Genomic DNA, 12,108 nt, shown 5'->3' with positions numbered 1-12,108 from the left:
CGTCCCGTCTGATGCTCCGCGCCCGCTGACCAGGGGAGACCTCTCCCCGCGATGTCGAGTGGCGACGCCGGCCCGGTCGATGGGCATCCGCTGCCGCAGAGCCCCGAGCCACCGCCGGTCAGGGTCTCCCTGGTGTGGAGGCCGGTCAGGTGTCGTGGCGGGGGATTCCCGACACCTCGTGGTCGGCGTGGAAGAGGGCTTCGGCGATCAGACGGCGGACGTGCGCGTCGCGGGCGCGGTACAGGACGCGGCGGCCCTGCCTGCGGGTCTCGACCAGCCCGGCCAGCCGGAGCTTGGCGAGGTGCTGGGAGACCGAGGGCCTGGCGGTGCCGATGGCCTCGGCCAGCGAGGTCACGTCGTACTCGCCCGAGGCGAGCAGCCACATCAGCCGCAGCCGGGTGGCGTCGCCGAGCATGCGGAAAGCGTCGACGGCGGTCTCGACCTGGGCGGCACTGGGTTGCTCCTGCAACAGATGCGCACCTGATTCGTTGTCGCGTGCGTACATGGCTACATATAATGCGCGCGAAGGCCGATCCCCGCAAACGGCCGCGGAAGGGGTGACCATGTCCGACCGGCTCAGGCACGGCTCTCCGCCCACCGACGGCCCTCCGCCCCCGATCCACGATCACGCGGCCGGGCCCGGAGACGGACATGAGCACGGCCACGGCCATGAACACGGTCATGGGCACGAGCACGGACACGGACACGGGCATGCACACGGGCATGGACGCGGCGAGGGAGAAGCTGCGAAAGGGGTGCGCGGGCTGAGGACGAAGGCGGCGACGGCCCTGCACGCCGTGCTGCACGTCTTCGCGCCGCACAGTCACGACAGCGCCGCCAGGACCGACGCCGCTATGGAGTCGAGCCGCCGCGGCATGCGCGTCCTAGTCCTGTCGTTCGCCGTCCTGGTCGCGACCGCCCTGGTCCAGGCGGTGATCGTGGCCTACTCCGGCTCGGTGGCGCTGCTCGGCGACACCCTGCACAACTTCGCCGACGCGCTGACCTCCGTCCCGCTGGCCATCGCCTTCTCGTTGGGACGGCGCGCGGCGACCCGCCGCTTCACCTACGGGTACGGCAGGGCCGAGGACCTGGCGGGCCTGGCGATCGTCGCCGTGATCACCGCCTCGGCCGTGATGGCCGGTTACGAGGCAGTGCGGCGGCTGCTCGCGCCCGAGGACGTCCACGCGCTCGGCTGGGTCGCCGTCGCGGGCGTGGCCGGGTTCCTCGGCAACGAGTGGGTGGCCCGCTACCGCATCCGGGTGGGCCGCGAGATCGGCTCGGCGGCGCTGGTCGCCGACGGCCTGCACGCGCGCGCCGACGGCCTGACGTCCTTGGCGGTGCTGATGGGCGCGGGCGGTTCCGCGCTCGGGTTCCGCGCGGCCGACCCGCTGGTGGGCCTGCTGATCACCGTCGCGATATGCGTGGTGCTCCGGGACGCCGCGCGGCAGATCTACCACCGGCTGATGGACGCCGTGGACCCCGCCCTGCTCGACACGGCCGAGCAGGTCCTCGCCGCCACCCCGGGCGTCCGGAGCGTCGGGTCCGTCCGCATGCGCTGGATCGGCCACGCCCTGCACGCCGAGGTCGAGATCACCGTGGACCACCGCGTGTCGCTGGTCGAGGCGCACGCCGTGGCCGTGGAGGCCGAGCACCGGCTCATCCACCGCGTGCCCCGCCTGCGCGCGGCCACCGTCCACGCCGACCCCGGCGGCCCTCATGCCGCCGACCACCACGCCGCCCTCCTCGACCACCGCGTCCCGAACCCCCGCCGCCCCGGGAGCTCCGGGCCGCTCGACGAGACCCGCCGCTCGGCGCGGCGCCGTGCGACCACGCGCCCCTGAGCGCGACCGGTGCGTCAGCCCGTCGCGGGAGCCGGAGCATGTGCGAAACCCTATGACCTTCACCGACGAACAGCAGGCGGCCTCGGGCCGGGAGACCGGGTGAGCTCGGTGCTCACGGTGATCCTGGCCGTGTGCGCGGCGGCCTGCAACGCCCTCTCCTCCGTACTGCAGCGCCGGGCGGCGCGAGGGCACTTCAGGCATGTCAGCCATGTCAGGTGCACTGCCTCGGTACTACCAGCCTGAGCGAGCGGTGGCCGCGCTCAATCCTTGGCTCCGTCCGTCGGCGCTGCCGACCGGGTGCGGGGCGGACGTCCCTCGCGCCCGGCAATCCCCGCTCGACCGGGGCGCTTCCGTGGCGGGACACCCGGTCTGCTGTTCCTCGGTCTCCAACGTCGCCAGCCGGAACCCCATCGTCTCGCGCGCCTGCGCCGACAGCGGGCCGTACCGCGGCGGAGGCAAGGGCAGCGAAGCTCTGTGATGGCTGATCCCTCATTGTGTGATGAAACGATGACAACGCGGTTGACCACCGAATTCGTCTGATTGCCTACGGACCATGCAACCGACGACCCCCTCCTCTCCTGACTCCCCGTCCCCCCAAGGATCCGCTGGCCGCCGTCGTGCCGGAGTGATGGCGGCCGTGGCCGTCGCGGTCGGGGCCACGCTGGCGGCCTGCGGCGCACTCACCGCAGCCCCCGGCGACGGACCGGCCGCGGCGGACGCGACGGCCCAGCACGCCAGTCAGGCGGCGGCCGGCGTCAGGGTGTTGTGGATGGGCGACTCCATCGCGGGCGCGGAGGCCCCGGCCGTGGAGGCCGCGCTGAAGGCCAGCGGTGTGCAGTTCAAGAACGCCACCTCTGACGGCGGCGGCAACGTCGTCGCCGGTGATCACCCGGTGACGGCCGTGGCGGCCGAGGACACCTGGAAGAGGCTGAAGGAGGACCTCACCTCCTTCCGGCCAACGGTGATCGCGTACCAGATCACCACCTACGACTGGGGCACGCCCCGCCAGCAGCTGGCGGCCTACCAGAAGCTCTCCCAGACGGCGAAGGACGCCGGTGCCCGGCTCGTCCTGGTGTCCGCCCCGCCGTTCAAGATCGACGACTTCTACAAGCCCCACGCGGACGCGATCAAGAGCGCGCCCGCGATGGCCGCCAAGGTCGCTGACGCTCGCTACCTGGATGCCTCTGAGCTGTGGGGGGACGACTACGCCGCCGACGAGGCCCAGCGTGCCAAGGACGGGATCCACTCCTGTCAACAAGGGTCGGCGGCCTTCGCCACCTGGTTCGCCAGGCAGCTCGGCAAGCTGGCCGGCTTCACTGCGGCCGCCCCCGGCACCTGGGCCACCGGGCCATGGACCGGCGACGAGCGCTTCGTCAAACTCGGCTGCGGCTGATGGCTTCAACCTCCCGCCGCGCGCATATCGGCGCGCTCGATGGGCTGCGCGGGCTTGCCGTCGCCGCGGTCCTGCTGTTCCACGCCGGGCACCTGCGCGGCGGGTTCCTGGGCGTCGACCTGTTCTTCGTCCTGTCCGGCTTCCTGATCAGCGGTCTGCTGCTGGAGGAGCTCGCCGGGCGCGGCCGTATCAACCTGGTGGCCTTCTGGGCTCGCAGGGCCCGTAGACTCCTGCCCGCGCTGGCCGTCATGGTCGCGGCAACGTTGCTGCTGGCCTGGGCATTCGCCCGGCCGGACATGCTAGGGTCCGCCCTGCGGGACGCGCCATGGGCGGCCGCCCAGAGCCTGAACTGGCATTTCATCGGCGAGCAGATCGGATACTGGAACGCCTCCGGCACCCGTCTGTTCGCCCACCTGTGGAGCATCAGCGTCGAGTGGCAGTTCTACCTGGCCTGGCCCCTGGTGGTGGCGCTGGCCGGGAAGGGGAACGGCGGGCAGCGGCGGGTCGCGCTCGTCGCGGTCGCCGGCGCGTTCATCTCACTCCTGCTCATGATCAGGCTCGGGGCGGCCGTGGACACCACCCGCGCCTACGAGGGCACCGACACCCGGGCCTGCTCCCTGCTCCTCGGCGCGGCCGCGGCCACCGCGCCCGTCCGCCACGCCGTGGCCGGCCTGTCACGCACGGCCGTGGACGCGATCTGCGTCCCGCTCCTGGGCGGGCTGCTCGCGTCATGGGCGCTGACCAGCGGGGAAACGACCTCCGGCCTGTTCCAGGGCGGGATGTTCGCGCACGCCCTGGCCGGCGCCGCGCTGATCGCGCTCCTCGCCCACGCGCCGGACGGTCTGGCGGGCCGGGCAGTGGGCAGCGCCGTACCGCGCCGACTGGGCGAGCTGTCCTACAGCCTGTACCTGTGGCACTGGCCGGTCTATCTGCTGCTGCCACGGCCGGTGGCCGGGCTCGCCGGCTGGGGCTGGACGCTCACCGCGATCGGCCTGTCGCTGCTGGCTGCGGTAGTGTCGAAGGTCGCCGTCGAGGACCCGGTACGACTGCGCGCCCGATGGGCCACCGGACGCCGTGGATGGGTGGCGCTGGCCGTCGCGGGAGTGATGGCGGCGGGACTGTGGGCGGCGATACCGCGGCCGCAGCCCGGTGCCGGGACGGTCGATGTGAGCAGGCTCGGCCGGCTCTAGCCAGGTCACACCGGTGACATCGCGTCGAAGAGGAGGAACAACACATGCCGGGGGTGCTGTGCCGCGTGGCGACCGTCCTGGTCGCGGCGGCGGCGCTGGCGGGCTGCGGGATCACCGACACCGATGCGCTGCCCGCCGGTCAGCCAGTCCAGGGCGGCCTGACCGAGAACAGCAACCGGCTACTGCGGGTGTACTTCGTCACGCAAGAGGGTATCTGGCCGGTCTCGCGGCCGGACCCGGCCGGAAACCGGCTGCAACGGGCCATGAACGCGTTGCTCGCCGGCCCCACGGCGGAGGAGCGGGCCCGAGGTCTGATCACACAGCTTCCCTCGTCAACCCAGCCGGTCCGGGCCACGACGAACAGGGGCCGGGTGGAACTACGTCTGCCCTGGCTGGTAGCCAACCTGCGGCCGGTGGCGGTGAGCCAGCTCGTGTGCACGGCCGCCGCCGCGGACGTCGTCGACGACCCCGTCGTCGAAGTGGTCGAGCCCGCCATGGACCGGCCCTGGCCGGTCAGATGCGACGAGAACGGATCGGCCGTCCCAGCCGACCAAGGAGCCTCCTCATGACCCGCGTGCTCGTGATAGAAGACGATCCGGCCGTGCGCCGGGGCGTGAGCGTCGGCCTGCGCCACAGGGGCCACGAAACCGTGCTGGTCGCGACCGGTGAAGACGGGCTGGCCGAACTCGTCGCGAGCGCCCCCGAGGTCGTGCTGCTCGACCTGATGCTGCCCGGCATGAGCGGCCTGGAGACCTGCCGCCGCATCCGCGCCTTCAGCCAGGTGCCCATCGTGATCCTTTCCGCGCGCGACGATGACGTGGACATCGTGGTCGGTCTGGAGGCCGGCGCCGACGACTACGTGATCAAGCCTGCCAGCAGCGAGGTCATCGAGGCACGCATGCGCGCGGTGCTGCGCCGTACCCCGCCGCCCGCCTCCTCCGACCAGACACGCATCACCCACGGCGACCTGCTCATCGACCGCGTCGCCCTGCGCGCGCTCAAGCACGGCACGCAACTTGCGCTGGCGCCGACGGAGCTGAAGCTGCTGCTGTTCCTGTCGGCCGCGCCCGAACAGACCTTCAGCCGCCAGCAACTCCTGGAACAGGTGTGGGAGCACACCTTCCACGGCGACTACCGGCTGGTCGACGCGTGCGTGATGCGGCTGCGGGCCAAAATCGAGGACGACCCGCGCAACCCCCGCTACATCCAAACCGTACGCGGCTTCGGCTACCGCTTCGGGCCGCTGTGATCCAACCGTCCCTCGCTCGCGGCCTGCGAGCTCAGCTGGTCCTAGTGTTCCTGCTGGTCTCCGTGCTCAGCGCGCTGATCGTCGCCACCATCACCTTCCGTCAGGGCCGCACCGCGATCGTGGAGCGCGCCCAGGCCGACGCCCTGCAGGACCTGCGTGCCCACCTCGCCTCCCGGACGCCTGACCTGCCCGCCGACCCCACGGAGACGGACCTGCGTATGCTGGCGCTGCAACTGGACCGCGCGGCAGGCATCCGCCGCTGGCGCACCGCCCTGTCCTATCGCGGTGGCCCGCTCATCGCCACCGGCGCGCAGCCGCCACTGCCCGCGCGGTTGCGCACTCAAGCGGCCACCGCGACCACCGCACTGGCCCAGCGCTTCCATCGCGGCCAGGCGCCCTGGCTGGCCGTGGCCCTTCCGGTCACCGCCGCCGCCCGCCCACACGGCCCCCCGCCCCTCGTCATCTACGCCTCCTTCTCCCTGGCTTCCCAGCAGCAGGATGTGGACACCCTGGCGGCCGCCGCCCGCGCCGGAGCCCTGCCCGTCGCCCTGGTCTCCATCGTCCCCGCACTGCTAGCCGCGCGCAGACTGCTGCGACCGGTACGGCGGCTGCGGACGGCCGCCGAGCGGATGGCGGGCGGCAGTCTCGACACCCGCGTACGCGTCACCGGTAACGACGAACTCGCCGACCTCGGCAGTACCTTCAACACCATGGCGGCCAAGCTCCAGTCCGACGCGGCCGCGCTGCGTGACATGGAAGCGCGGGCACGCCGGTTCGCCGCCGACGTCTCCCACGAGTTGCGCACCCCGCTGGCGGCCATGTCCGCCGTGACCGAAGTCCTCGACGCCGACGCCGCCTCCGGCCGCCTCGCGCCACTCGCCGCCGAGGCGCTGCAACTCGTCTCCGACGAGACACGCAAGCTCAGCCGTCTGGTAGAGGACCTGATCGAGGTGTCCCGCTTCGACGCCGGCGTCGCCGTACTGAACCTTGACGAAGTCGATGCGGGCGAGCTCATCGGCAAGACGCTAGCGCTGCGGCACTGGCGCGACCGGGTCCGCACCGATATTCCCCCCGGGCTGCGCGCCCGGCTCGACCCGCGCCGCGTCGATGTCATCCTGGCCAACCTCGTCGGCAACGCGCTGCGGCACGGCGGCACGGAGGTATCGGTGCTCGTCCAGGTTCGGGCCGATACCGATCAGATCGCCGTCATCGTTTCCGACGACGGGCCCGGCATCCCCGCCGACCTGCTGCCCCACGTCTTCGACCGCTTCACCAAAGGTGACGCCGCCCGTACCCGTACCGACGGCAGCGGCCTGGGCCTGGCCATCGCCACCGAGAACGCGCGCCTGCATGGCGGCACTCTCACCGCGACCAACGCTCCCCGAGGCGGAACCATCCTGACCCTCACCCTGCCACGAAATCCACCATGAGGAACGCCCGTCACGCCGATTCGCCGAACTTGATCTGCCGGGCACGCGCGGTTCCGCGCGTGCCCGGGGCCGAGGGGGGCGGATGCTGCCGGGCACGAAGCGCCTCGGTCGGCCCCGCGCCGTGGGGCCGGCCGAACTCGCCGCGCTGCGACGCATGGTCACGAAGGCGTGAGCGGTGACCGAGGCCGACCCGCTCCTTGAGCGGGAAGACCCGGGCCCGATCGAACAACGCCCTCGGGCCCTCCGTCGAGGACCACACCCGGGCCGCGAGGAATCGCCGCACCTCGGCTTCCGCGTCGGAGAAGTCCCGGTAACCCAGCAGCTCCCGGATCTCCCACGCGTGCTGATACACCGTCTGGGGCCGTCGGCCGTAGTCAGCGAAGCAGGCCGCATCGACGTCGAGTTGCTCGGCGACGAACGCGACCACACCATCCGGCACCGCCGTCGGGTTCTCGGTCAAGAACACCCCGAGCATCCGCACGGTGCCCCACTGCACCGCCCACCCCAACTTCATCGCCGGACGCCGCCGTATGGCCACCCGCTCCAGCGCGACCTGGTCCAACCGGAAGAACTGCTCCAGCTCCGCCACCGACGGCTCCTGAGGGAACCGGCCGTAGCGAGCAACCTGCTCATCAGAGAGAAATTCGAAGGGCATGACCCAGGAATGTATGCGCCCTGACCAGGTCAAACCCTGCCCGAATCCGAACCGAAACCAAGATCGGCTCCCTGCCGCCAATTCTTGTACGCAGCCTCCTCGAGGGCCGTATCGGCGTCCTGTACCGGGGGTCAGGCGATGTGCGCTCCCAGTCCGGTCAGGCCCGGTGCCACGTCCGGTCGCAGCACGAGGTTTTGGTCGTAGTCTCCGCCGTTCTGCGTTCGGTACGCGATCGGCTCGGTCGTCGGGATCGCGAGCAGGCGCTCGCGCAGCTCCTTGGCCGCTGCCTCGCCTTCCTCGGGCGCGAACCTGTCGGCACCCGAAATCAGCACCGGGGGCAGCACCTCTGCGCCCGCGTAGAACAGGGTGCCGTGCTGCAACCCGAACAGCAGCTCGTCGACGGCTCCGTGGATGCCCCGCTCGCCGTAGAACCACGCCGGCCCACCCATGGTCACAACCGCCATCGCACGCTTGCCCGCAAGGAACCCGTCTCCGTAGCCGATCCACTCGCCGTTCGGGCCGCGCAACCCGTACGCGAAGCCCTGGTGCCAGACCCGGTCGAACCAGCCCTTGAGGATGGCGGGCATTCCGAACCACCACATCGGGAACTGGATGACGATGGTGTCTGCCCGGTTGATCTTTTCCTGCTCGGCTCGGATATCGGCGCTCAGCGCGCCGCTCTCATACGCCCGCTTCGCGGCAGCAGCGACCTGGAACCGCTCCGCCGGGTGGTGGGCGTAGCCGGCGGCATCAACGACGGGGTTCCAGCCCATCGCGTACAGGTCCGACACCTCAACGCGGTGACCTTCGGCACGGAGCGCGCGCTGCCCCTCCGCGGCAAGGTAGCCGTTGAGAGAGCGGGGTTCGGGGTGGGCAAGAATCCAAAGAACATTCATGACGTCGATGGTGACCGTGCGGCACCGCCACGACGACTGGCCTGATGGACAACATGTGCGAAGATCGGGCCATGGCTGCTTTTGCTGGTGACGCGCGCCACCGAGTGGCGGTCCTGATTCGTGACAAGGTTCTGTCATTCGAGCTCAGCATCGTTCACCGGATCTTCGGCCAGGCGCGCTCGGCCGACGGTGCCGCGCTCTACGAGGTCGTGACCTGCGCACCCGAGCCCGGGAAAATACACACGGACGCCGACTTCACCGTCACCGTCGATCACGGCCCCGAGGCGCTGGCCGAGGCCGACACCGTCATCGTCCCAGCCTCCGAAGACGACTTCGAGCCCCGAAGCGAGCCGCTCGAACCCGCGCTCACCGCCGCGCTGGCGCGGATTCAACCCGGCACACGGATCGCCTCGATCTGCACAGGATCGTTCGTGCTGGCCGCGGCCGGCCTGCTCGCCGGTCGGCGAGCGACCACGCACTGGCGCTCATCCGCCCGGTTCCGGGAGCGATTCCCGGACGTCGTATTCGACCTGGATGTCCTCTACACCGACGACGATGGTGTCCTCACTTCTGCCGGAGGGGCGTCGGGCATTGACCTGTGCCTGCATATGATTCGCACCGACTACGGCGCAGCAGTCGCCAACGACGTGGCGCGCGGCTCCGTCGTCCCGCCACACCGCGAGGGCGGGCAAGCGCAATACGTGCAGCGACCGATGCCGGACCCGAGGATCTCCTCGACCGGCAAGGCACGCCGATGGGCACTCGCAAACCTGCACCGGCCCGTCACGCTCCGGGAACTGGCAGCCCAGGAATCGACAAGCACGCGAACATTCACCCGACGCTTCCGTGACGAAATCGGCACCTCGCCGGGACGGTGGCTCACCCAACAGCGCATCGAGCGAGCCTGCTCCCTCCTGGAACGCACCGACCTGCCCATCGACGAGGTCGCCGCCACCGCAGGCTTCGGCACCGCCGGCTCAATGCGATTGCATCTACAAGCCGAACTAGGGGTCTCACCCAGCGCCTACCGCGCCACATTCCGCGGCCCCTGACCCGCCACATTCCAAGGTCATGACGGCCCGTTTCTGCCGTATTCCGGAACCACCGCATATCGCATCTGATGCGAATTGGCGACGCCTCATGCGCCATGCTTTCAAGGGAGCAGGAAAGCCTGCGACAGGGAGAGTTCCAGCCGATCGCACTCTACCTAGCCGATGCCTCCATAGGCTGGCGAGACGCACGAGACACACATGCTGACCTGTGGCGCTAGACAGGCCTTCGCGTTGGATGCGAATATTTCGCATCCAACGCGAACAGCGGAGAGTGGCAGCGTGAGCACTGACGATCGCCTCCCGGGTGCCGCTCGGCTCCAGTTGGCCGAAGGCGTGGCGTTGCTGCACCCGCAAGAGCAGGTGTTCGAGGCGATGGTGGACGGCTGGCGCAATCAGCAGCTGGCCAGGAACCTGGCGTTATCAACGATCGACAAGCGGATCGGGCGCCTTCGCACCTTTCTCCGGCATGCTGAGGCCTTCCCCTGGGAGTGGACGGCCCAGCACGCCGACGAGTGGTTCGGTGACCTGCGCTCGGTCCACGGCTGCGCGCACTCGACCTTGCGGTCTTACCAGGATGCGCTGCGCTCGTTCTGCCAGTACGTGGTCGACCCGGCCTACGACTGGGCGACGGTCTGCGAGGAACGGTTCGGCACGCACCCGATCCAGATCGTGCACGAGGGCAACTCCGCAGCCCACGTCCAAGAAGTCGAGTCCCGACCCGACAAGCGGGCCTTCACCATCGATGAGCTGCAAGGCTTTTTCGACTATGCCGACGAGCAGGTGACCAAGGCGCGAGACCGCGGTCGCAAGGGCTGGCTGCCGGCCTTCCGGGACGCCACGTTGTTCAAGGTCGCCTACAGCTATGGTCTGCGCCGCAACGAGACCCGGATGCTGGACGTCGCCGATATCGGCCGCAATCCGCACGGACCCGAGTTCGGCGACTATGGCCTGCTCCACATCCGTTACGGCAAGGCCAAGAAGGGGTCGCCGCCCAAACGGCGCAGCGTGGTGACGGTCTGGACCTGGACCGCAGAGATCCTGGATGAGTGGATCATCGAGTTCAGGCCTGTGCCGGCGGCCCCCGGCACGACAGCTTTGTGGCCGTCCGAACGCGGCAGCCGGATCGGGCTGCAGCGGATCAACTCCCGCTTCGCCGCCTACCGCGATGCCCTCGGCCTGCATCCTGGGCTGGACTTCCACGGGCTGCGCCGTTCCTATGTCACCCACCTCATCGAGGCGGGCCGCGATCCGATGTTCGTCCAGTTCCAGTGCGGTCACGAGCACGCCGGCACCACGTCTCTCCACACCTGCGTGTCCTCCGACTTCCGCACCCGCACCCTGCGCCGGGCCTTGGATGAGACCCTGGCTGCCGCTCTCGAACCGCCCAGGAGGAAGACACGATGAGACGCCAGGTCAGCTACCAATGGCGGCTGCGCGAGGTCATGGCAGCCCACGGCATATTCACCATCAGCGACCTGGTCCCGCTGCTGGTCGAGCGCGGCATTGACCTGTCGGTCTCCCAGGTTCACAGGCTGGCCACCGGCGTCCCGGAGCGGCTCTCGCTGCCCGTGCTCGCCGTGCTCTGCGACATCTTCACCTGCACTCCGGCCGACCTGATCGCCACCAAAGCCGAGAACGCGGTCGTCGGCAAGACCGCGACCGACGACGGGCCGGTCAACCTCAACGCCCGGCGGCCCAAGCGCGCTCGCCTCCGGCCCGAGGAGTGAGCAGACCTGGCCTGACCTGCGATATCTGCGGGAAGGAAGGGCGCAGATATCGGCGTGGTCTCTGCGGCCAGTGCGCCTTGACCCAAGATCTGGAAGCCGTTCTGAACAGCGGAGACGGCAGTATCCGGGCCGAGCTGCTGCCCTTCTTCGACGGATTTCGCGCGATGGGCAACCCGCGAGCGGGCATCCAGTGGATCCGTCATCCCCATGTTCATCAGATGCTCCGAACCCTGGCCGACCCGGCCACACCCCTCACGCACGAAACGCTCGACGAGATGTCGCCCTGGCGTTCGGTCGCCTACCTGCGCGACCTTCTGATGCTGCACGGCGTCCTCCCGCCCGCTGACCGGCACCTGATGCTGTTCCAGCGGTGGCTGCGCGACACCCTCAACCAGATCACCGAACCTGATCGCCGGCAGCTGGTGGCCAGATTCGCCACCTGGCACTGTCTCCACCGGCTCCGGCGGTTCGCCGAAAACAAACCAATCACCGAGAAGCAAACCCAGCAGGCCCGAGGCGAGATCCTGCAGGCCATGGCATTCCTGAGCCGGCTGGACCGGCACGGCCGCGCCCTCGACAGCTGCGGCCAGAGCGACATCGACGGCTGGTATGCGGGCGCCTACACCGCCCGACGCCTCACCCACGCCTTCCTCAGGTGGGCCATGCGGACCAAGC

General features: G+C 70.0%; 13 protein-coding genes. 10 read left to right on the top strand and 3 right to left on the bottom strand.

Annotation, left to right across the window (positions count from 1 at the left end):
* Nucleotides 1-145: 145 nt before the first annotated feature.
* Nucleotides 146-505, bottom strand: a complete 360-nt coding sequence (locus tag AB0H21_RS26335) for a metalloregulator ArsR/SmtB family transcription factor (RefSeq protein ID WP_358521404.1) — start codon at nucleotides 503-505, stop codon at nucleotides 146-148.
* Nucleotides 506-755: 250 nt separating this feature from the next.
* Between AB0H21_RS26335 and AB0H21_RS26330 the strand changes: the two genes are divergently transcribed.
* The 6 genes from AB0H21_RS26330 to AB0H21_RS26305 all read left to right on the top strand — a co-directional run bounded on the left by AB0H21_RS26330 (nucleotide 756) and on the right by AB0H21_RS26305 (nucleotide 7,103).
* On the top strand, nucleotides 756-1,841 hold the full coding sequence (locus tag AB0H21_RS26330; protein WP_358521401.1) for a cation diffusion facilitator family transporter: 1,086 nt from the start codon (nucleotides 756-758) through the stop codon (nucleotides 1,839-1,841).
* Nucleotides 1,842-2,469: 628 nt separating this feature from the next.
* Nucleotides 2,470-3,234 carry an SGNH/GDSL hydrolase family protein gene (locus AB0H21_RS26325; RefSeq protein WP_358521399.1) on the top strand — a complete coding sequence of 255 codons (765 nt, stop codon included), beginning with the start codon at nucleotides 2,470-2,472 and terminating at the stop codon, nucleotides 3,232-3,234.
* Entirely contained in the window at nucleotides 3,234-4,424 is a 1,191-nt protein-coding gene (locus AB0H21_RS26320) for an acyltransferase (protein WP_358521396.1), read from the top strand. Before AB0H21_RS26325 ends, AB0H21_RS26320 begins: the two co-directional genes overlap by 1 nt.
* A 44-nt stretch (nucleotides 4,425-4,468) precedes the next feature.
* Entirely contained in the window at nucleotides 4,469-4,993 is a 525-nt protein-coding gene (locus tag AB0H21_RS26315; protein WP_358521393.1) for a GerMN domain-containing protein, read from the top strand.
* Nucleotides 4,990-5,673, top strand: coding sequence for a response regulator transcription factor (locus tag AB0H21_RS26310; RefSeq protein ID WP_358521391.1), 684 nt, complete (start codon nucleotides 4,990-4,992; stop codon nucleotides 5,671-5,673). Before AB0H21_RS26315 ends, AB0H21_RS26310 begins: the two co-directional genes overlap by 4 nt.
* A 44-nt stretch (nucleotides 5,674-5,717) precedes the next feature.
* Nucleotides 5,718-7,103: a HAMP domain-containing sensor histidine kinase gene (locus AB0H21_RS26305; RefSeq protein ID WP_358521389.1), complete on the top strand. Its 1,386-nt coding sequence runs from the start codon at nucleotides 5,718-5,720 to the stop codon at nucleotides 7,101-7,103.
* Between the two features lie 10 nt (nucleotides 7,104-7,113).
* Here the strand turns inward: AB0H21_RS26305 and AB0H21_RS26300 are convergent, their stop codons facing one another.
* Together AB0H21_RS26300 and AB0H21_RS26295 are read right to left on the bottom strand one after the other, a co-directional pair.
* On the bottom strand, nucleotides 7,114-7,758 hold the full coding sequence (locus AB0H21_RS26300) for a DUF4158 domain-containing protein (protein ID WP_358521387.1): 645 nt from the start codon (nucleotides 7,756-7,758) through the stop codon (nucleotides 7,114-7,116).
* 131 nt (nucleotides 7,759-7,889) lie between these two features.
* Nucleotides 7,890-8,654, bottom strand: coding sequence for an NAD(P)H-dependent oxidoreductase (locus AB0H21_RS26295; RefSeq protein WP_358521384.1), 765 nt, complete (start codon nucleotides 8,652-8,654; stop codon nucleotides 7,890-7,892).
* 53 nt (nucleotides 8,655-8,707) lie between these two features.
* Between AB0H21_RS26295 and AB0H21_RS26290 the strand changes: the two genes are divergently transcribed.
* The 4 genes from AB0H21_RS26290 to AB0H21_RS26275 form a co-directional block, all read left to right on the top strand.
* Nucleotides 8,708-9,706 carry a helix-turn-helix domain-containing protein gene (locus AB0H21_RS26290; protein WP_358522011.1) on the top strand — a complete coding sequence of 333 codons (999 nt, stop codon included), beginning with the start codon at nucleotides 8,708-8,710 and terminating at the stop codon, nucleotides 9,704-9,706.
* A 333-nt stretch (nucleotides 9,707-10,039) separates the two neighbouring features.
* Nucleotides 10,040-11,110: a site-specific integrase gene (locus tag AB0H21_RS26285; RefSeq protein ID WP_358521382.1), complete on the top strand. Its 1,071-nt coding sequence runs from the start codon at nucleotides 10,040-10,042 to the stop codon at nucleotides 11,108-11,110.
* Nucleotides 11,107-11,433, top strand: a complete 327-nt coding sequence (locus AB0H21_RS26280) for a helix-turn-helix transcriptional regulator (RefSeq protein WP_358521380.1) — start codon at nucleotides 11,107-11,109, stop codon at nucleotides 11,431-11,433. Before AB0H21_RS26285 ends, AB0H21_RS26280 begins: the two co-directional genes overlap by 4 nt.
* A gap of 77 nt (nucleotides 11,434-11,510) precedes the next feature.
* Nucleotides 11,511-12,108 (top strand): hypothetical protein (locus AB0H21_RS26275; RefSeq protein ID WP_358521377.1); only part of this gene is annotated, 598 nt, incomplete at its 3' end.

This window comes from Sphaerisporangium sp. NPDC051011 (assembly GCF_040653595.1).
GTDB lineage: Bacteria > Actinomycetota > Actinomycetes > Streptosporangiales > Streptosporangiaceae > Sphaerisporangium.
Note: the sequence above shows the minus strand (reverse complement) of the source record. Positions and strands in the feature narration are given on the sequence as shown.